General features: G+C 35.4%; 21 protein-coding genes and 3 pseudogenes. 10 read left to right on the forward strand and 14 right to left on the reverse strand.

Annotated elements, in window-relative coordinates; translation table 11 throughout:
- Positions 1-19: 19 nt before the first annotated feature.
- The 13 genes and pseudogenes from fruA to ACGH6Q_RS02355 form a co-directional block, all read right to left on the reverse strand.
- On the reverse strand, positions 20-1,714 hold the full coding sequence (fruA, locus tag ACGH6Q_RS02295) for a PTS fructose transporter subunit IIBC (RefSeq protein ID WP_174798687.1): 1,695 nt from the start codon (positions 1,712-1,714) through the stop codon (positions 20-22).
- Positions 1,715-1,722: 8 nt separating this feature from the next.
- Complete coding sequence (gene fruK / locus ACGH6Q_RS02300) at positions 1,723-2,658, reverse strand: 1-phosphofructokinase (RefSeq protein WP_411591699.1); 936 nt, start codon at positions 2,656-2,658, stop codon at positions 1,723-1,725.
- On the reverse strand, positions 2,658-3,863 hold the full coding sequence (fruB, locus tag ACGH6Q_RS02305) for a fused PTS fructose transporter subunit IIA/HPr protein (protein ID WP_085164314.1): 1,206 nt from the start codon (positions 3,861-3,863) through the stop codon (positions 2,658-2,660). The genes fruK and fruB overlap by 1 nt, the downstream gene beginning before the upstream one ends.
- Positions 3,864-4,077: 214 nt before the next feature.
- Positions 4,078-5,082, reverse strand: a complete 1,005-nt coding sequence (gene cra / locus ACGH6Q_RS02310) for a catabolite repressor/activator (protein WP_174798689.1) — start codon at positions 5,080-5,082, stop codon at positions 4,078-4,080.
- Positions 5,083-5,216: 134 nt separating this feature from the next.
- Positions 5,217-5,972 (reverse strand): ABC transporter ATP-binding protein, encoded by a 756-nt coding sequence (locus tag ACGH6Q_RS02315; RefSeq protein WP_065589397.1) that lies wholly within the window; start codon positions 5,970-5,972, stop codon positions 5,217-5,219.
- Positions 5,969-6,940: an iron chelate uptake ABC transporter family permease subunit gene (locus ACGH6Q_RS02320; RefSeq protein WP_174798690.1), complete on the reverse strand. Its 972-nt coding sequence runs from the start codon at positions 6,938-6,940 to the stop codon at positions 5,969-5,971. The genes ACGH6Q_RS02315 and ACGH6Q_RS02320 overlap by 4 nt, the downstream gene beginning before the upstream one ends.
- Complete coding sequence (locus ACGH6Q_RS02325; RefSeq protein WP_174798709.1) at positions 6,930-7,886, reverse strand: ABC transporter permease; 957 nt, start codon at positions 7,884-7,886, stop codon at positions 6,930-6,932. The genes ACGH6Q_RS02320 and ACGH6Q_RS02325 overlap by 11 nt, the downstream gene beginning before the upstream one ends.
- Positions 7,887-7,897: 11 nt before the next feature.
- The gene (locus ACGH6Q_RS02330) at positions 7,898-8,851 is read right to left on the reverse strand and encodes a siderophore ABC transporter substrate-binding protein (protein ID WP_174798691.1); all 954 of its coding nucleotides are present in this window, start codon (positions 8,849-8,851) and stop codon (positions 7,898-7,900) included.
- A gap of 212 nt (positions 8,852-9,063) precedes the next feature.
- Positions 9,064-10,518 (reverse strand): nitrogen regulation protein NR(I), encoded by a 1,455-nt coding sequence (gene glnG, locus ACGH6Q_RS02335; RefSeq protein WP_411578369.1) that lies wholly within the window; start codon positions 10,516-10,518, stop codon positions 9,064-9,066.
- 13 nt (positions 10,519-10,531) lie between these two features.
- Positions 10,532-11,578 (reverse strand): nitrogen regulation protein NR(II), encoded by a 1,047-nt coding sequence (gene glnL / locus ACGH6Q_RS02340; protein WP_411591701.1) that lies wholly within the window; start codon positions 11,576-11,578, stop codon positions 10,532-10,534.
- A gap of 72 nt (positions 11,579-11,650) precedes the next feature.
- Positions 11,651-13,060: a glutamate--ammonia ligase gene (gene glnA / locus ACGH6Q_RS02345; protein WP_174798693.1), complete on the reverse strand. Its 1,410-nt coding sequence runs from the start codon at positions 13,058-13,060 to the stop codon at positions 11,651-11,653.
- 226 nt (positions 13,061-13,286) lie between these two features.
- A pseudogene (locus ACGH6Q_RS02350) lies at positions 13,287-13,535 on the reverse strand (hypothetical protein); the annotation flags it as partial.
- Between the two features lie 175 nt (positions 13,536-13,710).
- Complete coding sequence (locus ACGH6Q_RS02355) at positions 13,711-13,914, reverse strand: hypothetical protein (RefSeq protein ID WP_411578367.1); 204 nt, start codon at positions 13,912-13,914, stop codon at positions 13,711-13,713.
- A 130-nt stretch (positions 13,915-14,044) separates the two neighbouring features.
- Between ACGH6Q_RS02355 and ACGH6Q_RS02360 the strand changes: the two genes are divergently transcribed.
- Genes ACGH6Q_RS02360 through gpsA form a run of 3 tightly spaced genes read left to right on the forward strand, consistent with a single transcriptional unit; the run spans position 14,045 to position 16,043 of the window.
- A complete protein-coding gene (locus tag ACGH6Q_RS02360; protein WP_065589391.1) occupies positions 14,045-14,485 on the forward strand; it encodes a rhodanese-like domain-containing protein in 441 nt (146 codons plus the stop codon).
- A 24-nt stretch (positions 14,486-14,509) separates the two neighbouring features.
- On the forward strand, positions 14,510-14,986 hold the full coding sequence (gene secB, locus ACGH6Q_RS02365; RefSeq protein WP_065561473.1) for a protein-export chaperone SecB: 477 nt from the start codon (positions 14,510-14,512) through the stop codon (positions 14,984-14,986).
- A 43-nt stretch (positions 14,987-15,029) separates the two neighbouring features.
- Positions 15,030-16,043 (forward strand): NAD(P)H-dependent glycerol-3-phosphate dehydrogenase, encoded by a 1,014-nt coding sequence (gpsA, locus tag ACGH6Q_RS02370; RefSeq protein ID WP_411591703.1) that lies wholly within the window; start codon positions 15,030-15,032, stop codon positions 16,041-16,043.
- Positions 16,044-16,113: 70 nt separating this feature from the next.
- On the opposite strand, the gene ACGH6Q_RS02375 is transcribed toward gpsA, so the two are convergent.
- Positions 16,114-17,088, reverse strand: a complete 975-nt coding sequence (locus tag ACGH6Q_RS02375) for an ornithine cyclodeaminase family protein (RefSeq protein WP_411591704.1) — start codon at positions 17,086-17,088, stop codon at positions 16,114-16,116.
- Between the two features lie 189 nt (positions 17,089-17,277).
- Here ACGH6Q_RS02375 and aas point away from each other — a divergent pair, with 189 nt between their 5' ends.
- The 7 genes and pseudogenes from aas to ACGH6Q_RS02410 all read left to right on the forward strand — a co-directional run bounded on the left by aas (position 17,278) and on the right by ACGH6Q_RS02410 (position 24,390).
- Positions 17,278-19,419, forward strand: a complete 2,142-nt coding sequence (gene aas / locus ACGH6Q_RS02380; RefSeq protein ID WP_411591705.1) for a bifunctional acyl-ACP--phospholipid O-acyltransferase/long-chain-fatty-acid--ACP ligase — start codon at positions 17,278-17,280, stop codon at positions 19,417-19,419.
- A gap of 15 nt (positions 19,420-19,434) precedes the next feature.
- Positions 19,435-20,622 carry a lysophospholipid transporter LplT gene (gene lplT / locus ACGH6Q_RS02385; protein ID WP_411591707.1) on the forward strand — a complete coding sequence of 396 codons (1,188 nt, stop codon included), beginning with the start codon at positions 19,435-19,437 and terminating at the stop codon, positions 20,620-20,622.
- On the forward strand, positions 20,609-21,505 hold the full coding sequence (gene murQ, locus ACGH6Q_RS02390; protein WP_085164335.1) for an N-acetylmuramic acid 6-phosphate etherase: 897 nt from the start codon (positions 20,609-20,611) through the stop codon (positions 21,503-21,505). Before lplT ends, murQ begins: the two co-directional genes overlap by 14 nt.
- A gap of 161 nt (positions 21,506-21,666) precedes the next feature.
- Positions 21,667-22,044 (forward strand): annotated as a pseudogene (locus ACGH6Q_RS02395) (PTS sugar transporter subunit IIA); the annotation flags it as partial.
- A 54-nt stretch (positions 22,045-22,098) separates the two neighbouring features.
- Positions 22,099-22,641 (forward strand): annotated as a pseudogene (locus ACGH6Q_RS02400) (PTS system mannose/fructose/N-acetylgalactosamine-transporter subunit IIB); the annotation flags it as partial.
- A 26-nt stretch (positions 22,642-22,667) separates the two neighbouring features.
- Positions 22,668-23,462: a PTS mannose/fructose/sorbose transporter subunit IIC gene (locus ACGH6Q_RS02405; RefSeq protein ID WP_363319019.1), complete on the forward strand. Its 795-nt coding sequence runs from the start codon at positions 22,668-22,670 to the stop codon at positions 23,460-23,462.
- A gap of 16 nt (positions 23,463-23,478) precedes the next feature.
- Positions 23,479-24,390, forward strand: a complete 912-nt coding sequence (locus tag ACGH6Q_RS02410; protein WP_065589384.1) for a PTS system mannose/fructose/sorbose family transporter subunit IID — start codon at positions 23,479-23,481, stop codon at positions 24,388-24,390.
- The last annotated feature ends 4 nt before the right edge of the window (positions 24,391-24,394 follow it).

The following is a 24,394-nucleotide window of genomic DNA, read 5'->3' on the forward strand; positions in this document are numbered from 1 at the left end:
TTTATTTATATGTTTAAAATTACGCAGCAGTTACAGATTCTGACTCTGGTTGTTTAATAAATGCATATGCTACACCAGCAATAACGGCACCAACAACAATAGACAATAAGTAGCCAACTACTGGTTTAACAACACCTGGAATTGCTAAAGCAAATAAACCACCATGCGGCGTCATTAATGTTGAACCGAAGGCTAACGCCATACCACCAGTAATAGCACCACCAACAATACAACATGGGATAACACGTAATGGATCGCGCGCAGCAAATGGAATTGCTCCTTCTGAAATAAAGCATAAGCCTAATACCAATGAAGCCTTACCACTTTCTTGTTCAGTTTTAGCAAATTTTTTGCGCGCAATCAATGTCGCAATTCCCATTGCTAAAGGTGGAACCATGCCCCCAGCCATAACCGCTGCCATTGGGGCATAAACTTGCGCTGAAATTAAACCTGTACCAAATGCATAGGCAACCTTATTTATTGGTCCACCCATATCAGTACACATCATGCCACCTAATATAGCGCCCAATATAACGGCATTGGCCGTACCCATTGAATTTAACCATACTGTTACAACGTTCATTAACCACGCAATAGGCGTACCAACAATAAATTGCATCACAAGACCGGTAATAAGCGTTGCAAATAGTGGTACGATTAATATTGGTTTCAATGCCTCTAGACTTTTTGGTAATGGTAAATATTTAGTGATTAATAGTGCTAGATAACCTGCAAAATAACCAATAATAATTCCACCTAAAAAGCCAGCGCCCGTCGAAACTGCTAGTAAACCGCCAACAAGTCCTGGTGCAAGACCGGGTCTGTCAGCAATGGAATAAGCAATATAACCTGAAAGCAGTGGCACCATAAGTGAGAAAGCAAGACCACCGATTTCGGCTAAATGCGATTCTCCAATTAATTTTTGTACTCCATCAACCATTTCAAATGAACCAAAAGCGAATGAAAGCGCAATAATCAAACCACCTGCAACCACCATTGGTAACATATAAGATACACCTGTTAGAAGGTGCTGATAAATACCTTTTTTCTCGTTGCTTGATTTAGCGGTTGAAGTATTTGATGACGGTTGATATACGGTTGCTTCTTCAAATGCTTTATCAAATTCTTGTGCTGTTTTTTTCAGAGCTGGACCTGTTTTGGTGCGATAAAGTTTTTTACCTGCAAATTTACTCAAATCAACATCAATATCACAAGCCGCAATTACAACATCGGCTGAAGCCACTTCTTCTGGTGTTAATTCATTACCGACACCAACTGAGCCACGTGTTTCAACCTTACACCACCATCCACGTTTTTTGGCTTCCTCTTCAATCGCTTCTGCTGCCATAAAGGTGTGAGCAACACCTGTTGGGCATGCGGTTACCGCAACAATACGTTTTACACTGGTATTATTACTTGGTGAAGACATAGCTTCGGCTGTTTGTTGATAAACACTCGCTTTACTTTGCGCATCTGTTAAAATCTGTTTTGGGTTAGCAAAAATTTGATTTAAATCATCAACGGCATAAACCTTTTTACCAACAACTGCTTTATCACTGATAGTTCCAGAGCCTACTGCAACTATAACATCAGCCGATGTTGCATTATCAACCAGATTTAGATTTAATTCGTTTGCGGCTAAAGCTAATTCCGCTTTAGCCAAACGTCCATTTACTGGGCCTGTATTACTACCTTCAATAATATATATATTCATGAATACTCCTATTCAGAAATTATTTCAATTTTTTCTAGCATATTATTTACAGCTTGGCAATCAGATATACCAACACCAGCTTGCCCAACTGATAAAGCTGCAACACTTGATGCAAAGACTAAAGTATCTTTAATTGAACGATTAGTCATTAAGCCATACATCAACCCGGCGACCATTGAATCACCGGCACCAACAGTACTAACTACATGACATTTTGGTGGTTTTGCAAGCCATGCTTCATTTTTAGTTACCCACAAAGCTCCTTTACTTCCTAACGAGATCACTACATTTTCAATGCCGTCGTTAACTAACTCCATAGCAGCTGCTTTAACATCTTCTAATGTTGGTAATTTGCGACCTACCCACATTTCTAGCTCTTTGTCATTGGGTTTAATTAACCATGGTTTTGCTTTTAATCCTGCAACTAATGCATCTCGGCTACTATCAAATACGATCTTTGGACAAATCGCTTTAACTTGTTCCATCCACTTAGTAAATTTATCAAGTGATACTCCAGCAGGTAAACTACCGCTGATAGCCACCATGTCAATATCTTTTAGCCATTCAAGAGAATTTGTAACAAAACGTTGCCAATCTTGCTCGCTAATCGTGAAGCCTGAAAAATTAAGGTCAGTCACTTCACTATTTTCCTCAGTTAATTTAACATTAATGCGAGTACGACCTTCAATTGTTTCAAATTGATCAATCACATTTAATGATTTGAATAATAAGTTAAAACCATCACGATTTTCTTTACCTAAAAAACCGCCAATAGTTAATTGAACATCTAAATCCGACAAAACTTTAGCAACGTTGATACCTTTGCCAGCAGCAAGTAATGCATTGGTTTGGACTAAATTAACATCACCAAGCTCAACTTTGGGACAAAAACCCAAAAGATCATAAGCTGGGTTTAAAGTTATTGTTGCGACACGATAAGTCATTATTCAGTCCCCTCACCTAAACCATCCCCAATTGCTTTACCAATAGCATCAAGCGCCTGAGTAGCATCTTCACCTACTGCAGTAAATCGTAATCGGCTACCTTTTTTAGCGCCTAGCGCAACAATTTTCATTAAACTCGTTGCACTTACTGGTTCACCTTTACCATCTAAATTAGCGACAGTAACCTTACAATTAAACTCTTTAACTAATTTTACTAGTACTGATGATGGGCGTGTATGTAAGCCATTTTCGTTTGGAATAATAAATTCACGACTTAATGATTCATTATTCGATTCAGCCACAGTCGACTCATTTGAAGATGTCGATTGGATTTCTGACTTATTAGATTCTATTGTCGCAGAACCAGATAAAAGAAGGCTGATAAGATCACCTGTATTTGCTGATAATAGTAATTGTAATTTTTGGTTAAAAACTAAAGTTGCAATATTATTTACAATATCAGAAATAGAATCATCAACTGCTGATATGGTGATGAGTAACTTAACAGGCTTACCATCTTCATTAATATTACTGATGGTGCGACTAATCGCCATAGCATTTTTTAAATTACCTTGTTTGCTATCATTTAACCAAACTCCATCACCTAAATATGTAGGTTTATTGTCCAACACATCGGCAATAAAACTTGAATTTACAGCATTTTGCTGTTTTAGACGTGATGCATTTAATGCTTGTAAAGTTGCTAAACTATCAGCAGGAATATCCAATAATAATGCAGATTCATTTATAGAAAATTGGCTATCTTCAGAACTTGTTTTACCAGTTAAAATAGCAATTGCTTCGTCGGCTGACTGAATTTTTTTAATTCGCTCCTCTACCCCTTCAGCTCCAAGTACGTGAGTTAGTTGACGGAGTAATTCTAAATGCTCATCAGAGCTTGCTGCAATACCAATTGCAAGATAGGCCTTTTCACCATCATCCCCCCATTGAACACCATTAGGAAAACAAAATACTTGTACCCCTGTTTTTTTGACTAAATGGCGAGTTTTAGTAGTTCCATGGGGAATAGCAAGGCCTATACCCAGATATGTGGCTGCTTGTGCTTCTCGTTCTAGCATTCCATCGACATAACCATCTTCAACAAATCCTGCATTGGTTAATGCCGTAGCAATTTTTTTTATCGCTTCAGTTTTATTGGTAGCTTGTTCATTTAAATGAATATTTTCTTTAACTAAATGAAACATATAATAAATACCTCTGGGTTAATAATGTTGGGTCGACTAAAATGACTTAGAAAATACAAATCCTTTAATCAATTGAATCGTTTCAGCAATAATGAATAAATAAACATTAATTATCAAATAAATTATGTCTATTAATAAGTAATTTGTGATCTGGATCTTATTTTTTAATTTGAACTGTTTTAAAATTAACATATTTTTTATGCCTATTAATACCTTAACGGCTTAAGCTACCTCGATAGATCAATCGTCTTGGAATTATTGTTGTGCCCGATTGGTAATTATTGTTATGCAGATAGTTTAAAAACAGTTTTATTGTTACATCGGCAACTTCTTTATGATCTTGTGAAAGTGATATAACTTTACATGGTAAAAAATCTAACAATTCATTATCTCCAAAGGTAGCAATAGTTAAACTCTCGGGTAAGTGCCCAAATTTTCTTAAAATTGCATCAATGCTCCCCTGTAATAAAGAAAAAGAGGTAGTAAATATGCCATTAGGCAATTCATGACTTTCTAGCCATTGACTAAAGGCTAAATCAGCATCTCGTCGACTATAGTTATTTGCATATAAAAAATCAACTTTATTACAATTGTCAAGTTTGATATCTTTAAAACCATCTAAACGAAGTTGACTAACAGATAAGTTTGGTAAGGCTCCTATATAAACCACTGAATCTTGTACAAAGTTATTAAATGCTTGAGCAAGTGATTTAGAATCTTGTTTATCTGCACCTACAATATTTCTAAATTTAGAGATGGATAATATTCGATCAAGTGCAAATAATGGAATCTTTTCGTTTTGCCAGTCATCATAAAAAAAATAATCTTGAGCAAAAACAAACGAAGAAGAAACAATTAAGGCATCTACGCGACGCTGCTGAAGGTGTTTGACACACTCTCTTTCGACTTGTGGATTATCTTCGGAACATGCAATTAGTAATTGATATCCTTCCTTTCTTACCAATTGTTCTAAATAATTAGCTATGCGAGTGTAACTGTTGTTTTCTAAATCAGGAATAATAATGCCTATAGTCCGGGTTTTACCTGCTCTAAGCCCCGCTGCTACCGCATTGGGTTGGTAATTATGTTTTTTCACCACCGACATAACTTTTTCGACTGTTTTATCACTAACGCGGTACTTTTTGGCTTTTCCATTGATCACATAACTGGCCGTCGTCCTTGATACACCAGCTAAAAGTGCTATTTCCTGTAATTTCATTATAATTATCTCGACAAAAATATTGCCAATTATTTAACATGGTTAGAAATAAATAGTAAACAATAATTTTTATTTACTTAATTAAACAATTGTAACTTTTTACTATTAAGATTAATTAATTTCCATTGTATTTGTTAATAGTAAATAGCAATATTTTGATTGTGAATATTTTCAATTTTGACCGGTGTATCAAATATATCTTCTAAAATATTGGCTTTCATAATCTGTTGTGAATTGCCTTGGTATATTAATTCACCATTTTTCATCGCTAAGATGTAATCTGAATATACGGATGCAAAGTTGATATCATGAATAACAATCACAATGGTTTTACCCAGCTCATCGGCTGCGCGGCGCAATTGTTTCATCATGGCAACAGCATGTTTCATATCAAGATTATTGAGTGGTTCATCAAGTAATACATATTCAGTATCTTGACATAACACCATAGCAACATAAGCTCGTTGCCGTTGACCACCAGATAATTCATCTAAAAAGCGGTCTTTATATTCAGTAAGATCTAAAAAATCGAGCGCTCGATAAATATGGTTATAATCATCAGCATTTAAACGCCCTTTGGTATAAGGATAACGCCCAAATCCAACTAGTTCAAAAACAGACAATCTACTGGTAAAACGGTTTTCTTGTCTCAATACTGATAAATAAGTGGCAAGTTTATCACTTGGCGTATTAACAACATCCATATTTTGAATTTTAACTTGTCCTTCATCAGCTAATAGAAGACGACTTATAATTGATAATAGCGTCGATTTTCCCGCCCCATTTGGACCAATAATAGCAGTAATTCCACCTTGTGAAATCGTCGCATTGACATTTTTTAATACAGATACTGTTTGATAGTTTTTACTAACATTATCAATTTTTATCACTTTGGAACCTTTTTTAATAATAAGAAGATAAACAAAGAACCACCAATGAATTCAATGACAATGGATAATGCACCAACCATATTTAATACTCGCTCTAAGAACATTTGTCCACCGACCAGAAAAATAACACCTAACAAAAAAGCAGTAGGTAGCAAAAAACGATGTTGGCTTGATCCACTAATACTATAAGCTAAATTAGTAATTAAAAGCCCTAAAAAAGTGAATGGACCGACTAATGCCGTTGACACTGACACTAAAACTGAAACTAGCAATAATATAATAGTGACACTTTTTTGATAATCGATACCCAAATTGATTGCATTATCCCGACCCAACGCAAGTACATCAAATTTAAATCGCATTTGCCATAAAAATAGACCAACAATAGCTACTATTACTAACGAAAAGATAATCAATACAGGCTCTGCACGCGTAAATGTAGCAAAAATACGACTTTGAAGCACAGCAAATTCAGACGGGGTCATTAAGCGTTGCAATAGATTAGAAAAACTACGGAATAATGTGCCTAAAATAATTCCTATTAATAATACCAAATGTAAATTTTTCTTGAGTCTAGTAAACAAGCCTCGATATAAAAATAAAGAGAATAAAATTAATAAAAGTGATTCGAATACAAATTTACCAATAATACCAATATAAGGAATACCTTGTGAATCAATACAAAAGATTACAACAGTTTGAATAAGTACAAATAGTGATTCGAATCCCATAATAGAAGGTGTTAATATTCGATTGTTGGTAACTGTTTGAAAAAGCAGTGTTGATGTCGCAGCCGAAAAAGCGACTAAAATCATAGTTAGCATTACCCACGTTCGATGCTTCAAAATATAGCTAATATTGCCTTTAAGGTTGAAGGTCATAAAACATGTTATGCATATTAAAGCAATAATTAACAATAAAAGAACTCTTTTTTGACACAAAATATGGCGTTTTTGATTAACTAACATGACGTTTTCGACTCAACAATATTAAAAAAATAATAGCGCCAACTACGCCAAGAATAACACTCACGGGGATCTCAAAAGGATAGCGAATTACACGCCCAATAATATCGCAAATTAAAACTAATCCACTACCAAACAAACAGATCCATGGAATGGTTTTACGAACATTGTCCCCAAATAATAAACTAACAATATTTGGTACAATCAATCCTAAAAATGGTAAAACTCCAACAACTACAACGACAATACCACCAATTAATGCAATAACAATAAGTCCTGTTAACATAACACGACGATAGTTAAGCCCTACATTAATAGAAAAATCACGCCCCAAGCCAACTACAGTAAACTGATCCGCACACCAACAAGCAAGTAATGTCAAACCACCCACCAACCATAATAATTCGTAACGACCTTTTAAAATAGCTGAAAAATCACCTGATTCCCAACCACCAAGTGATTGTAATAAATCAAAATACATGGCAAAAAATGTAGTAATAGCGCTAATAACTGCACCTAACATAATGCCAATAAGAGGTACCATTATTGCTGACTTTAAAATAATCTTTCGAGAAATCGCCATAAATATCATTGTGCCAATCATAGCAAATAGGCTAGCAACAACCATTTTAGTCATGACACTAGCGCCAGGAGCTAAAACCATCATAACTAATAAGCCAAGACTAGCCGATTGAGTAGTGCCAACTAAAGAAGGTTCAACAAATCGATTTTGTGTTAATAATTGCATAATCAAACCTGCAACACTCATGGCACTACCTGCTAACAATAAGGCAACAGTTCGAGGAATACGGCTTACAAAAAAAATCTCACGCATATTGCTATCTGACCATAAATCAAATAGTGTCACATGCCCTGCACCAATAAATAAACTTATTGCAGTCATGATCAATAAAATGAACATACCTGCAATAAAATAAAATGATTTAATCATGCTTTACATTAATGCGCTGGTTCACTTTGCAAAGCGACACCTATTTGATCCATCAAACGGCTATAGGTTTGAATACCGCCAGCAATATACATGGAAGAAGAATCTAAATAAACAATATGGTTTTGTTGCCATGCAGCAGTTTTTCGGATCAATTCGTTGTCAAGTACTTGTTGTGCAGACTGAGCTTCTTTATTACCTATTGCATTATCTCTATCTAACACAAATATCCACTGCGGATTAACACTCAAAATAAATTCAGAGGTAACAGCATTACCATGACGACCAGCTTCTTGGAAAGTAGTTGCTGGCTGAAAACCGAGCACATCAAACACAAAACCAAAACGAGATTTTGAGCCATAAGCCGACATCTTACCGCCATTAATCATAATCACTAGTGCTGTGCCAGCAGTAGTTGTCTTGGTTTTCAATTGTTCGATTTTTTGATTAAAATCGGCAATAAGTTTCTTAGCTTCATTTTGTTTATTGAAGATTGAGCCTAATTGTTCTGTTCTTTGAGTTAAACTACTTAAAAAATTATTTGGGTCAATATCTAAAGAAATCGTCGGAGCAATATCATTCAATTTTTTATAAGCATCAGTAGCGCGACCTCCAGCAACAATAACATCTGGTTGAATTGAACTTAAAACTTCATAATTTGGTTCAAATAAAGTGCCCACATTAGTGTAGTCTTTGCGTCCATATTTAGATAAGAAAGTTGGATAATGTACATCTGATTGAGGCACTGCTGTCACAGGAATATTTAATGCGTCCATGATATCAAGTGTTGCAGTATTAAAAACAACAACTTTTTTAGGATTTTCAGGCACATCGGTTTTACCTTGAGCATGTTCAATGGTAAGCGTATTTGCAGAGGTTTGCTGTTCTTTTTTATTGTCACATCCAACCAAAACAAGCAAAACAGCAAGCAAAACTAAAAATTTCACTTTGATATATGAATACATTGTAACTCCTAATTATCAACCAAATAAAAAACAAAAAACGATAATTATAATAATTATCATTTACATTAAGATTGTAACCAAAAAATTTGCTCTATTCAATGCACTTTAACTATTTAAAAATTTAATATGTGATAAAAGATAGATTAAATAGCACTCAAATGAATGGATTAAAAAGCTATCGATTTGTTCGATAGCATAATTAATATTGGTGATTAAGGGTGTTTAGTGGGATCAAGCGATAAATCTTTAAGTTTTCTAGTTAATGTATTTCGCCCCCAGCCTAACAGATGAGAAGCATCTTGTTTGTGACCTCGAGTAAAATTAAGTGCACTTCTTAGTAAGATTCGTTCAACATCATTTATTGCTTCAGTCAAAATTCCTGTTTTACCATCTATTAGAGCTTGTTTTGCCCATTGTTCCAGCAATACTTTCCAATCAACTTCTTGTTGAGAAAAGTGGCTTGTAGGCAATGTGGTATTTTCATTTGTAACCACTGTTTTAACTGTCGATAATTGCAACAATTCTGGAGGCAAGTCCTGAACTAAAACCTCTTTATTTGAAGACATCACCGTAACCCAGCGACAAATATTTTCAAGTTGACGAACATTACCTGGCCAATTAAAGCGACATAAAACATTTAAAGCTTCCGAACTGAATACTTTACTTTCTACCCCCAATTCTTTGGCGGTTGTATGTAAAAAATGTTCTGATAGTTTTGGTATATCTTCAATTCGATCGCGTAGCGGTGGTAATAAGATGCGAATTACATTTAGACGATGAAAAAGATCTTCTCTAAATTTACCCTCACGAACCCTAGCTTGTAAATCTTGATGAGTAGCTGCAATAATACGGACATCTACTTTGACAGGTGAATAACCGCCAATACGATAAAATTGCCCATCAGCAAGCACCCTTAATAATCTAGTTTGAACATCAAGTGGCATATCACCAATTTCATCTAGAAATAATGTACCACCATTCGCTTGTTCAAACCTACCGTGCCTAATTTGAGCCGCTCCAGTAAACGCCCCTTTTTCATGTCCAAAAAGTTCTGACTCAATAAGATCTTTAGGGATGGCTGCCATATTTAGCGCAATAAAAGGGGATTGTGAGCGAGGGCTATGGATATGTAATGCTTTTGCAACTAATTCTTTCCCCGTTCCTGATTCACCATTAATCAATACACTAATTGATGATTTGGAAAGCCTACCAATAATACGAAAAACTTCCTGCATTGAAGGTGCTTCACCAATAATGCCGGTCGATGCTTTACTTGTTGTATTATTATTGGTTTTATTACTTTGAGTTTGTGAAATCGCACGTTCAACCAATTGAATAACTTCGTCCACATCAAAAGGTTTAGGAATATAATCATAAGCACCTTTTTGATAGGCATTTACTGCTGCATCTAGATCGGAATGAGCAGTCATAATAATAACTGGCAAATTCGGCATTTGCTCTTTAATATGATGAAGCAATGTCAAACCATCAAGTCCTGGCATTTTAATATCAGAAATTAGTACAGCTGGTTTTTGTACATATGTATCTAATGCATCAATAACTTGCTTACCACTCTCAAAGCTAACACAGTTAAAATGAGCATTAGTTAATGCTTTTTCTAATACCCATCGAATAGAGCTATCATCATCAACAATCCACACATTCATTTTATTTACCTCACTACCTAATTGGCAAATAGACAGAAAATTGAGTATGCCCAGGCCAACTATTAAATTCAATTTTACCATGATGTTGATCAACAATATTATTTGCAATCGAAAGTCCAATACCTGTACCTCCTTCATGCCCGCTCACCATAGGATAAAACAAAGTATCTTGTATATGAACAGGCACACCTGGTCCAGTATCTTCAATATCAATACGAGCGCACAAACGATAGCGCTGGCCATGTAAAGTGATCTGAAAAGCAGTTCTTGTCCTGATAATAATTGTGCCAGTATTGGATCCGATAGCCTGTAAAGCATTGCGAACAATATTTAAAATTACCTGCTCTATTTGTTCGGAGTCATGAATAAAATCAGGTAAGCTTGGATCATAATCACGCAGAATTTTAATATTGATTGGTTTTTCCAAACACAGCAAAGCATAGATACGTTCTATTGCTTGATGAATACTTTGTTCTTTTTGTTGTAATCGCTGCTGTGGACCTAATAACCTATCTACCAGATTTCTTAATCTATCTGCTTGTTCAATAATAATTTTTGTGTAATCTTGCAATTCATTTTTAGGTAGTTCACGTGATAATAATTGAGCGGCGCCTCGAAGCCCTCCGAGAGGATTTTTAATTTCATGAGCTAGTCCACGAACTAATTCACGAGCTGCACTCTGTTGCGCTTGTTGCAATTGTTCTTGGCTAAGGCGTTTATGGCTATTTAATGGCGTCATTTCAATTAAAATCTGTCCATTACCTAATAGTTGAGCTGTCAACGTTAAAATATGTAATTCATTATTAATAACTAAATTGACTTCATTATCTGTAAAACCCTGATTTTGCTCTAATGTACTGAGCATTAAATTTATATCCAAAGAAAAGTATCCCAGCAAATCAGGAAGATAACTTTCTAATAATTTTTTTGAACTTTGTGCTAATAATTGCTGTGCAGCAATATTGGCATACAGAATATTAAGCTTAGTATCAAGTAATAAAATACTTGTAATCATAGAATCGAGAACAAGATTAGCATCAGATTCATTATCAAATGTCATCGTTGGTTTTCCGTCCTGATTAGAAACCACCGCAAATTAACGGTGGTTTGATAGGTTAAATTACTATATAGCTTATAGACTATAGTACATTTCAAACTCAACTGGGTGAGGTGTCATACGTACACGATCAACATCTTGACGTTTTAAATCAATGTATGCATCAATAGCATCGTTAGTAAATACATTACCACGTGTTAAAAATTCACGATCTGCATCTAATGCGTTAAGTGCTTCTTCAAGTGAACCCGCAACTTGAGGAATTAATTTAGACTCTTCTGGTGGTAAGTCATATAAGTTTTTATCCATTGCATCACCAGGGTGAATTCTATTGATAATACCATCTAAACCAGCCATTAACTGCGCAGCAAAAGATAAGTATGGATTACCAGCTGGATCTGGGAAGCGAACTTCAATACGGCGAGCTTTAGGGCTAGTCACAACTGGAATACGGATTGATGCTGAACGGTTACGGGCCGAGTAAGCAAGCATAACTGGTGCTTCATATCCCGGGACAAGACGTTTATAAGAGTTAGTTGCAGGGTTTGTAAATGCATTAATTGCTTTCGCATGTTTAATAATACCGCCAATATAGAATAATGCCATTTCAGAAAGGCCCGCATATTTATCACCAGCAAATAAATTTACGCCATCTTTTGCCAATGATTGGTGACAGTGCATACCAGAACCATTATCACCAAATATTGGTTTTGGCATAAAGGTCGCGGTTTTACCATATGCGTGTGCTACATTTTGTACAACATATTTATAAATTTGCACTTCATCAGCTTTTTTAGTTAACGTATTAAAACGACAGGCAATTTCATTTTGACCTGCTGTTGCAACTTCATGATGATGCGCCTCAATCACTAAGCCAAGTTGCTCCATAATTGAGCACATTTCAGAACGGATATCTTGTGATGAATCAACCGGAGGAAGTGGGAAATAACCACCTTTTACACCTGGACGATGGCCTTTATTGCCTTCGTCATATTTAGTACCTGAGTTCCAGGCCGCTTCAATATCATCAATATGTACAAAGCTACCTGACATTGGCGAACCGAAACGAACATCATCAAATAAGAAAAATTCTGGTTCAGGGCCGAAAATAACAGTATCAGCAATACCTGATGATTTTAAAAATTCTTCGGCACGTTTAGCAATTGAACGTGGGTCACGATCATATCCTTGTAATGTTGCAGGCTCTAAAACATCACAACGGAGATTTAATGTCACATCTTCAAAAAAAGGATCGATAACAGCACTTGATGTATCTGGCATTAACACCATATCTGATTCATTAATACCTTTCCAACCTGCAATTGATGAACCGTCAAACATCTTACCATCTTCAAAAAAGCTGTCATCAATTTGACTAACAGGAATTGTAACGTGTTGCTCCTTACCTTTTGTATCGGTAAAACGTAAATCAACAAACTTAACATCATTTTCTTTAATTTGTGTTAAAACTTTTAGTATAGACATGTATCTTCTCCATTGAGGACAAATAATAATTATTCAGTTTTTAAGGTATTCTTACCAAATTGCTATAACGTATGCAAATATAATGCCAATTTTTTAACTCTATTTTTGGTGGCTTTATAAGTAGCTATAGTAACATAAATATTACAGTTGCACTAAAATAATGCAATAAGCACCAGAATAATGCACCAAAATAGTCATATAAAAAATTAAACCCAATTTTTATGCTCTATATATCTTCTCGCAGTGCTTCAATGCTCAAATGAAAAGTTATTTTATTCCAGTCATGCTCAATCGTTTCTTCTGAACTAAACACCACGTGATACAGCATATGATCTTTAGGATTTACAAAAGATGTAGAAGGATAAACATCCGTACCCCAATAACAGCAAATTAATTTAAGTTCACCTATTCCCATGGTGTTAGCTAAATACTGATGTGCTTGTTTTGCATATTTACCTTCAATTTTATAAATAACTTTAAGGGGTTTCCTTGTTCTTTATCATTTTGTATACAATCATTATATTTAAAGAAATCGGACGCATCTGCATCAAATTCACGCAAAAAATCACGACAAGTTAAATCTGGATCATAGTCATAATGCGGGAAATATTCTGAATGTTTGATTTTTACGTTACGAAGTTTTGTTCTCTTTAACTCAGAAATTTGTTTATTAAAATATGTTCAGCATAAGCTTGATGATAATCACCATTTTCTAAATAATAATTAGCTAATAAAGATTCGTCTTCAATAGTTTGAGAATTAAATTTATTAAATTCAGAAGAATTATCAGCAAACGCCGGAGAAATAATGGAAAATACAACACAAACCCAAAAGATAAATTGTTTCAATCTCATTAACCTATCCCTTAAAATTAAATAAATATTTTTTATAAAATAGCAAGATTTTCTTATTGGTGCTGTATTTCAGTGCATAATATCGTTATAATCTCACCTTATATTGAAATGACTAGGTAATCATACAAATATGGACTTTATAACACTCGAAATTCTACCTTTTGTAAAAAATCATTTTTTACTGTCCCTAGGTTGGATTGTGCTGTTTATTGCAATCATTGTACTAACCATTAAAGGAAAGCTATCTAAAGTTAAAGTTATCAATAATGCTCAGGCAATCCATATGGTAAATAAACAAGATGCAGTTATTATTGATATTCGCTCTGCTGATAGCTTCAAAAAAGGGCATATAACAGATTCTCATAACATTTTGCCTATCGACATTAAAAATGCAAGTGCAAAAACAATTGAAAAGTTTAAAGAAAATATCATTATTTTAATTGATGAGAATGGTTTATCATCAACAGGTATAGGTGAAATACTTGTCAAACAAGGTTTTTCAAATGTCTTTGTATTAAAAGACGGTATTGCTGGATGGAACGGCGAGAATTTACCATTAGTTAGAAAATAATATTATAAAAAATAAGGTTTTATCATGACAGAACAAAACAATACACAACAACCAGAAACACAGTTTGCTATTCAACGTATTTATACTAAAGATGTTTCATTTGAAACTAATAATGTTCCAGAAATTTTTACTAAACAATGGCAACCAGAACTGAATCTTGAATTAAATTCATCTTCGCAAGTTTTAAGTGAAAATGTATATGAAGTTGCACTTCGTGTCACTGTAACAGTAAAACAACAAAACGAAGTTGTGTATATCTGTGAAGTTACTCAAGCGGGTATTTTCTCACTTGTCGGATTTGACGAAGGCCAAATTCAACATTGTGTTGGTGCTTATTGTCCAAATATTTTGTTCCCCTATGCTCGTGAAGTAATTTCAAGTTTAGTGAATAAAGGTACATTCCCACAAGTGAATTTAGAACCAGTAAATTTTGAAGCACTATTTATGAATTATATTCAGCAACAACAAGCTGAAGCTGAATCAAAAGAAACACTACAATAGTCATTGTATTACAATTAACTGATAATAAATTTATTAGATTATTATGAAAAAAGATGCTGCAGTAACAGTAATTGGCGCTGGATCTTATGGGACCTCTTTAGCTATTTTGCTGGCTCGAAATGGTCACTCAACTTTATTATGGGGGCACAATCCTGATAAAATGGCCATTCTGCAGCATGACAGACAAAATAAACAGTTTCTACCAAATATTCCTTTCCCAAATCTGTTACAAGTTGAAACTGATTTAAAAACGGCAGTTTTAGCTGCGCCAATTTTACTTATTGTGGTGCCAAGTCATGCTTTTGCAAGTATTTTGACTCAAATCAAACCTTTTTTACGCCAAGATACAAAAATTGTCTGGGCTACAAAAGGACTTGAAGTTAATACTGGCCGATTATTACAAGATGTTGCAGAGGAGATTTTGGGCAATAAGATTCCATTAGCGGTCATTTCTGGTCCTACTTTTGCTAAAGAAGTCGCATCTGGATTACCAACAGCGGTAACTGTAGCATCAACTAATGAGCATTTTTTAAATCAACTGCAAACTTTGTTTCATTGTAGCAAAAGCTTCCGGGTCTATAGCAGCAAAGATTTTATTGGAGTGCAACTTGGTGGTGCAATCAAAAATGTTATCGCTATTGGTGCTGGATTATCTGATGGTCTTGGCTTTGGAGCCAATGCCAGAACAGCATTAATTACACGTGGACTTGCCGAAATGATGCGTTTAGGTGCAGTATTAGGGGCAGATCCAGCAACCTTTATGGGAATGGCTGGATTAGGTGATTTGGTTTTAACCTGTACCGATGATCAATCCCGTAATCGTCGTTTTGGAATGTTACTTGGCCAAAATAAATCCATTCAAGAAGCTCAAGATGCTATTGGCCAAGTTGTTGAAGGTCGCAACAATACAAAAGAAGTCTGGTTATTAGCTCAAAAATATCATGTAGATATGCCTATCACTGAACAAATTTATCAAGTTATTTATGAAAATAAAGATCCAAAACAAGCCGCAGTGGCATTACTTAGGCGTTCACAAAAAGAAGAACTAAAAAGCTAATTTTTATACTCAAACACCTAGTTACCTGAAACTTTTTGACACAAAATTATACTAACTTGATATCTAAGTATTATAAAAACGTACCAATTCCTTTTTCTTTTGCTTTAAGATAAATATCGTAGCCAATATACACGTCTAATACAGCTGTACCAACAGTTTTAAACAGCGTGACTTGCTGATCATTTAGACGGCATTGGGTTGGATCTATCACTAAATCTCCTAACTCTAAAAAATCATCTTCTGATACCAATTGTTGTTTAATTGGATCAATAATATCACCTGCTTCAGCAAATACGCCTTCTTTAGTATCAACTACCCGAATATTAGCCTTTTCAACTACACATTCAGGAATTTCATGCATTTCTGGCGTATAAGCACCCACTCCATTAACGTGCGTGCCAGGTTTTACTTTTTCGCCATTAAATGTCACAACTTTTGAGGTTGTAACCGAAGTAATAATATCAGCTTGACTAATGTCATCATCCAAATTTTTTGAAAAATAAAGGTTAGTAGAAAAATGAGCAAAACGATATTTCATCTCTTCTGTAAATTGTTCCGCTTTTTGTGTATCAATATCAAAAATAGCGACATCAGTAAGTGAACGAACAGTTAACATTGCCTCTAATTGAGATACAGCTTGCCCACCAGTACCTATCAACACTGCTCGACTAGCATTTTTACGCGCCAACAAATCGGTTGCTGCACCTTGAACGGCTCCTGTACGAAGCTGAGTGACAAAAGTGCCATCTAACATAGCACAGACTTCACCTGTTTGCGGATCTAACATTAAAACTTGAGCTGGTACTGATGGTTTACCCAATTTAGGATTGTCAGGAAATACCGAAACAATTTTTATACCCACAATATCGCTACCTTTAATATGTGCGGGCATAAACAAGGATTGTCCCTTTTGCATATCAAAATTTATTCGTAACGGCACATCACTGTTTCCTTGGCTATAGATTTTCAAAGCTTGTTTATCTGCAGCTATCGCATCTTTCATTGTATAAAATCTTTCAATATCATTGGCCGTTAAAATAAGCATTTTTATTCCTTAATTGATTTTCTATATTTTTTGAACTTTAGTATCTATTATCTATTTTTTAGATCAAGATTTATTGTTAATTAAACCATAAAAAACTGTTTTATATAACAAAAATCGCAGTTCTTGTATATCTTCTATATTTTCACTATTATTACAGCGTGTAATATTGCACGATATTTGAGAAATCAGATGCTATTTAAAATATTAAAATTTTTCTTAAAGATCCTATTTCATGTAAGAATTCATGGTAATTTTGAAAACTTAAAACAAGATAGACTTCTCATTACCCCTAATCATGTATCTTTTCTTGATGGTATTCTAATCGGCGTATTTTTACCCGTAAGACCAGTCTTTGCTATTTATTCGGGTTATATTAATCATTGGTTAGTTCGCTTAGCAAAGCGTTATGTTGATTTTGTGCCAATGGACCCAGTCAGTCCAATGGCAATTAAGCGATTAGTTCGAGAAATCGAAAAAGGTCGTCCTATAGTGATCTTTCCCGAAGGAAGAATTACTATAACTGGCTCATTAATGAAAATTTATGATGGTGCTGCTTTTGTTGCTGCTCGCTCTCAAGCTACCATTGTACCAGTGTGGATCGAAGGCGCTGAATTTACTTTAACTAGTCGTTTAAAAGGTTTATTTAAACGTCGTTTATTTCCTAAAATAACCATTCATGTACTTAACCCTACATCTATTCCAATGCCCGATGCGCCTAAAGCTAGTGAAAGGCGTTATATTGCAGGTGAAAAACTTCATCAAATTATGATGAACGCACGCATGGCAAGTCGTCCAAAATTAACGCTGTTTGAAGCATTATTAGAAGCACAAGTTCGCTATGGCGTGAAATCAAGAATGGTACAAGACCCGACAACTCACGAAGCATCTTATCGCAGTTTATTAAAACAAATTATAGGTGTTAGTTGTATTATTGCCAAAATTACTAAAAATAAAGAGAGAGTTGGTGTTTTATTACCCAACGCAACCATTACTGTTGCAACTATTTTTGGTTTGTCAGTAAAAAATCGAATTCCAGCAATGCTTAACTATACTGCGGGAACAAAAGGCTTAAACTGTGCCATTACTGCTGCTGAAATCAAAACGATTATTACTTCACGCAAATTTATTAGAAAAGGTAAACTTGATTATCTACTTGAAGAAATCAAAGACGTTAAATGGTGTTTTCTTGAAGATTTGCGTAAAAACTTAACTTTAAAAGATAAGCTTTATGTTGCAGTGCATCAATATATTCCACGCTTAATTAAATACCAACAATCAAGCGATGACGAAGCACTAGTACTGTTTACCTCTGGTTCAGAGGGGAACCCTAAAGGTGTTGCTCATAGTCATGGAAGCCTACTTGCTAATGTTGAACAAATTCGAACGGTTATAGATCCAACCCCTGCAGATCGCTTCATGTCGGCTCTACCATTATTCCATGCTTTTGGTATTACAGCTGGATTATTTTTACCGCTATTTTCAGGTAGCCGTACATTTTTATATCCAAATCCATTACATTACCGTATGGTCCCTGAAATTATTTATGACCAAAATTGTACGGTTTTATTTGGTACGCCAACTTTCTTGGCAAACTATGCCCGTTATGCGCACCCATATGATTTTATGCGTTTACGCTATGTTGTTGCAGGTGCCGAAAAATTATCAGATGCAGTACGAGAACAATGGAAAGATAAATATGGCATTCGTATTTTAGAAGGCTATGGCGTTACCGAGTGTGCACCTGTTGTAGCCCTTAATGTTCCTATGGCATTTAAAGCTGGGACTGTAGGGCGATTACTTCCAGGCATGGTATCAAGATTAATTCACATTCCAGGCATTAGCGATGGAGGTCAATTGCAAGTCAAAGGGCCTAATGTAATGAAAGGCTATTTACGGGTGGAAAATCCCGGCAAACTTGAAGAACCAGTAGCAGCTGATGAAAATGGACAAGCCGAAAAAGGTTGGTATGATACCGGTGATATCGTTGCTATTGATAGTGATGGGTTTGTGACAATTAAAGGACGCTTGAAACGATTTGCAAAAATTGCTGGTGAAATGGTTTCATTGGAAAGTGTTGAATCCTTAGCAAAAAAAGTTGACTCTGATGCAATGCACGGTGCAACAGTCAAAGCTGATGCAGCTAAAGGGGAAGCAATTGTCTTATTTACTACCTCAACAAAATTAAATCGAGAGCAACTTAATCAAGCATCTCAAGAATTGGGCATTCCAGCACTAGCTATTCCTCGTGATATTCGTATAGTAAAAGAGTTACCACTACTAGGTACAGGTAAAATTGATTTTATTACTTTACGAAAAATGGCTGACGAATAAACTAAAGGATGTCACATGAAACAACATTCTCTATTAAGCAAAGGCATGGTTGCAACCATGCTTGCGCAGTTTTTTTCAGCATTTGCTGATAATGCAATTTTTTTTGCGATCTTAGCTTTCATCAAAAATTTACATTATCCAGCATGGAGTCAATCAGTATTACAGATTAGTTTTGTACTGCCATTTATTATCCTTTCACCTTTTGTTGGTCAATTTGCTGACAGCATATCAAAAGGTAAGGCAATGATGATTTCAAATAGTATAAAATTACTAGGTGCTGGTTGCATCTGTTTAAACATCAGCCCTTTTGCTGGCTATTTTCTAGTCGGTATAGGCGCTGCGGCATATTCCCCTGCTAAATACGGAATTTTAGGCGAACTAACTACAGGTGATAATTTAGTTAAAGCAAATGGGTTAATAGAAGCATCAACCATTGCCGCCATTTTACTTGGTTCGCTAGCTGGTGGTCATATTGCCGATCTTAATGTGAGCGCTTCCTTACTTGTGTGCGTGTTAGTGTATGGGCTAGCTGTTATTGCTAATTTTTTTATTCCTAAATTACCTGCTGCACGGCAAAATATTTCATGGCAATTTATCAATATGGTAAACGATTTTACTAATACATTAGAAATCATATGCAATAATAAACGTGTTTTATTTACACTATTGGGTACCAGTTTATTTTGGGGAGCTGGTATTACTTTACGTTTTCTATTAATTAGTTGGGTTCCAGCTATCTTAAATATTCATGACAACGCAACACCAACAAACCTTAATGCAATAGTTGCTATCGGTATTGTTATTGGCGCAGGTCTAGCTAGTACATTTATTTCTATTAACAAAACCTTACGCTGCGTTCCTGCTGGTATAATGATGGGTATAGCGGTAATTGCCTTCACTTTGCAAAGCAACATAATTTCGTCTTATATTTTACTCATTATTATCGGAGCATTAGGTGGCTTCTTTTTGGTACCATTAAATGCCTTTATTCAAAAAATAGGTAAAGAGTTAGTTGGTGCTGGTAGTGTTATTTCAGTGCAAAATTTAAGCGAATATACTGCAATGATGGTAATGTTAGGATTTTATACGTTAGCCGTTGCTTTAAATTTATCGGTTACTGCTATCGGTGTTGGTTTTGGAAGCTTATTTGCTTTAGTTATATTTTTATTATGGTTAGGATTAAAAAATAATGAATCACATTAATCTATCAGCAATGATAACAGAAAGTCGTAATCCTAATAGCGAAAAAATAGATAACTGTTCAACATTAGAAATACTACAAATCATCAATAATGAAGATAAAAAAGTCGCATTGGCTATTGAAAAAGAGCTACCCAATATCGCAAAAGCCATTGATGCGATTAGTTTAGCATTTTCAAATCAAGGTAGACTAATCTATATAGGTGCTGGCACTTCAGGCCGATTAGGTATTTTAGATGCAAGTGAATGTCCACCAACTTATGGCACATCACCAGAACAAGTTATTGGCTTAATTGCTGGAGGCAAAACAGCTATTTTTAAGGCAATTGAAAACGCCGAAGATAACCCAGAACTGGCAATTACTGACTTAAAAAACATTAATTTTAACTCAAATGACGTTTTAGTTGGCATTGCAGCTAGTGGGCGCACACCTTATGTAATAGGTGCTATGCAATATGCTAAATCAATTGGATCAACAGTGATCAGCTTATGCTGTAACCCATTAGCACCAATGATTAATTTAGCCAATATTGCTATTACACCAATTGTTGGTGCAGAAGTAATTACTGGCTCCTCCAGAATGAAAGCAGGTACAGCACAAAAATTAGTCCTTAACATGTTAACCACTGCCAGCATGATAAAAATCGGCAAAGTCTATAGTAATTTAATGGTTGACGTACAAGCTACCAACGCAAAACTTGTTGAACGACAAATATCCATTGTTATGCAGGCTACCGATTGCAGTCGAGAAAAAGCCATTGCCGCATTAGCCGAAAGTAATAAGCATTGTAAAACTGCTATTTTGATGATTCTTTCAAGTTTAAATGCAGAGCAAGCCAGAGTGAGACTAAAAAAAGAAAATGGTTTTATTCGTCGAACACTGTAAGATAGACTAAATTTACTTTAATAAACAATAAAAAACTAAGTTTTTTATAAAAATGTGATGCTCACATAATTTTTAACTTATTTTTTATTATAAAATAACCAGATAATTTTATTTTACATACTTTATATTATGCAATTAATATAAAATTAGGAGGTCGTTATATGGTTGGAATCATCCTAGCAACTCATGGTGAGTTTGCGGAAGGTATTCTACAATCAGGATCGATGATATTTGGAGAGCAAGAAAATGTTAAAGCTGTTACCTTGCACCCAAGTGATAGTCCTGAAAGTTTAAAAGAACGAATGCTTGAAGCCATTGCAACATTTGCTAATCAAGAAGAAGTCCTGTTTTTAGTAGATTTATGGGGAGGGACACCATTTAATCAGGCTAACAATTTATGTGGTGAACATAGTAATTGGGCTATTGTTGCTGGTTTAAATTTACCAATGTTAATTGAAGCCTATTCTTCTCGTTTTTCAATGGAAACGGCGAAAGAAATTGCTGCCGCAATTATTGAACCAAGCAAAGAAGGTGTTCGAACAACAGTCGAAATGCCAACACAATCTTCTGCTTCTACTAAACACGCAACTACTATCCCAGAAGGAACAGTACTTGGAGATGGTAAAATGAAAATTGTGTTAGCTCGTGTTGACTCACGCCTATTACATGGACAAGTGGCGACAGCATGGACAAAATCAACCAATCCTAACCGTATTATTGTTGTTTCTGACTCGGTTGCAAAAGATGAATTAAGAAAAAAACTCATCCAAGAAGCAGCACCTCCTGGTGTAAAAGCAAATGTTGTTCCAGTTAAAAAAATTATTGAAGTTTCACGCGATCCTCGTTTTGGCAATACCAAAGCGCTACTTCTATTTGAAAATCCACAAGATGTGCTACGAACCATAGAGGGCGGCGTCGATATCAATGAACTTAATATTGGTTCAATGGCCCATTCCGTAGGAAAGGTTATGGTTAATAAAGTGCTGTCAATGAATGCTGATGATGTTGATACATTTGAAAAATTAAAAACAAAAAATGTGAAATTTGATGTTCGCAAAGTACCTAATGACTCTAGTAGTAATATGGACGAATTATTGAAAAAAGCGAAAGAAGAATTGGCGCAACAAAAGAATTAGTTTATTTAAGGGGTTATGTTATGACATTGTCAATTATTGCTATCATTTTAGTGATAGTTATTGCCTTTCTAGCTGGTATGGAAGGTATTTTAGATCAGTTTCAATTCCACCAACCTTTAGTGGCTTGTTCTTTAATTGGACTTGTAACAGGTAATTTAGAAGCGGGTGTTGTATTGGGCGGTTCGTTGCAAATGATTGCACTCGGTTGGGCCAATATCGGGGCGGCAGTAGCACCTGATGCAGCTTTAGCATCGGTTGCTTCATCAATTATTTTAGTATTAGGCGGCCAAGGTATAACAGGCGTATCTACTGCTATAGCTGTAGCTATTCCACTTGCAGTTGCAGGGCTATTCTTAACCATGATTGTACGAACTATTGCTGTTCCATTAGTACACATGATGGATACTGCAGCAGAAGAAGGCAATATTCAAAAAATTGAATGGTTACAAATTTTAGGTATCTGTTTACAAGGTTTACGTATCGCAATCCCAGCTGCTGCGTTACTCTTTATTCCTGCTGAAGTTGTTAGAAGTACATTAGAAGCAATGCCAGAATGGCTAACAACAGGAATGGCTATTGGTGGTGGAATGGTTGTTGCTGTTGGTTATGCGATGGTAATCAATATGATGGCAAACCGCGAAGTATGGCCATTTTTCATTATTGGTTTTGTCGTTGCAGCGATATCACAATTAACACTGATTGCACTTGGCGCTTTAGGTATAGCATTAGCACTAATTTACCTCAATCTTTCAGAACGTGGCAATTCATCCAATGGTGGTAGCAAAGGTGATCCACTTGATGATATTTTAAATGATTACTAAAAACTTGGAGAAGAAAATGACTGATAGAATCCAATTAAACAAAAAAGATCGTTTAGCGGTTGCTTGGCGTTCAACTTTCCTCCAAGGGTCTTGGAACTATGAACGTATGCAAAATGGTGGATGGGTCTATTCAATGATCCCTGCTATCAAAAAATTATATACCACCAAAGAGGCTCGCTCTGCCGCTCTTAAGCGTCACCTAGAATTTTTTAATACTCACCCCTATTTAGCTTCTCCAGTGCTTGGGGTAACTCTTGCACTTGAAGAGGAACGGGCTAATGGAGCTGTTGTTGATGACGTAGCAATTCAAGGGGTAAAAGTTGGGATGATGGGACCACTAGCGGGTGTGGGTGATCCTGTATTCTGGTTTACCGTACGTCCAATGCTCGGCGCTCTTGGCGCTTCACTTGCACTAAGCGGTAATATTATGGGACCAATTTTATTCTTCTTATTATGGAATATTATTCGTTGGGGATTCATGTGGTATACCCAAGAATTTGGTTACCGTACAGGCTCTAAAATAACCGATAATTTATCAGGCGGATTACTGCAAAAAATCACTAAAGGAGCTTCTATTTTAGGGATGTTTGTACTGGCAGCCTTAGTACAAAGATGGGTATCAATTAAATTCCAACCAGTTGTATCTACTGTCAAGCTAGACAATGGTGCTTTTATTGATTGGAATACATTACCAGCAGGTGCTGAAGGCATTCAACAAGCATTAATTCAAATGCAAAGCGGATTATCACTGACTCAACAAAAGGTAACCACCTTACAAAATAACTTAGATCAATTAATACCTGGACTTGTCCCCTTACTATTGACTTTCTTTTGCATGTGGTTACTTCGTAAAAAAGTATCACCAATCCTAATTATTTTGGGATTATTTATAGTAGGTATTGTTGGCCATGTAATCGGTCTTTTATAAACAT

The sequence above is a fragment of the Gilliamella sp. BG2 genome (genome assembly GCF_046635645.1).
Taxonomy (GTDB): domain Bacteria; phylum Pseudomonadota; class Gammaproteobacteria; order Enterobacterales; family Orbaceae; genus Gilliamella; species Gilliamella bombi.

Coding starts and splice junctions, on each gene's coding strand:
- fruA (WP_174798687.1), bottom strand. CDS start 1,714: ATGAATATATATATTATTGAAGGTAGTAATACAGGCCCAGTAAATGGA.
- fruK (WP_411591699.1), bottom strand. CDS start 2,658: ATGACTTATCGTGTCGCAACAATAACTTTAAACCCAGCTTATGATCTT.
- fruB (WP_085164314.1), bottom strand. CDS start 3,863: ATGTTTCATTTAGTTAAAGAAAATATTCATTTAAATGAACAAGCTACC.
- cra (WP_174798689.1), bottom strand. CDS start 5,082: ATGAAATTACAGGAAATAGCACTTTTAGCTGGTGTATCAAGGACGACG.
- ACGH6Q_RS02320 (WP_174798690.1), bottom strand. CDS start 6,940: ATGTTAGTTAATCAAAAACGCCATATTTTGTGTCAAAAAAGAGTTCTT.
- ACGH6Q_RS02330 (WP_174798691.1), bottom strand. CDS start 8,851: ATGTATTCATATATCAAAGTGAAATTTTTAGTTTTGCTTGCTGTTTTG.
- glnG (WP_411578369.1), bottom strand. CDS start 10,518: ATGAATGTGTGGATTGTTGATGATGATAGCTCTATTCGATGGGTATTA.
- glnL (WP_411591701.1), bottom strand. CDS start 11,578: ATGACATTTGATAATGAATCTGATGCTAATCTTGTTCTCGATTCTATG.
- glnA (WP_174798693.1), bottom strand. CDS start 13,060: ATGTCTATACTAAAAGTTTTAACACAAATTAAAGAAAATGATGTTAAG.
- ACGH6Q_RS02355 (WP_411578367.1), bottom strand. CDS start 13,914: ATGAGATTGAAACAATTTATCTTTTGGGTTTGTGTTGTATTTTCCATT.
- ACGH6Q_RS02360 (WP_065589391.1), top strand. CDS start 14,045: ATGGACTTTATAACACTCGAAATTCTACCTTTTGTAAAAAATCATTTT.
- secB (WP_065561473.1), top strand. CDS start 14,510: ATGACAGAACAAAACAATACACAACAACCAGAAACACAGTTTGCTATT.
- gpsA (WP_411591703.1), top strand. CDS start 15,030: ATGAAAAAAGATGCTGCAGTAACAGTAATTGGCGCTGGATCTTATGGG.
- ACGH6Q_RS02375 (WP_411591704.1), bottom strand. CDS start 17,088: ATGCTTATTTTAACGGCCAATGATATTGAAAGATTTTATACAATGAAA.
- aas (WP_411591705.1), top strand. CDS start 17,278: ATGCTATTTAAAATATTAAAATTTTTCTTAAAGATCCTATTTCATGTA.
- lplT (WP_411591707.1), top strand. CDS start 19,435: ATGAAACAACATTCTCTATTAAGCAAAGGCATGGTTGCAACCATGCTT.
- murQ (WP_085164335.1), top strand. CDS start 20,609: ATGAATCACATTAATCTATCAGCAATGATAACAGAAAGTCGTAATCCT.
- ACGH6Q_RS02410 (WP_065589384.1), top strand. CDS start 23,479: ATGACTGATAGAATCCAATTAAACAAAAAAGATCGTTTAGCGGTTGCT.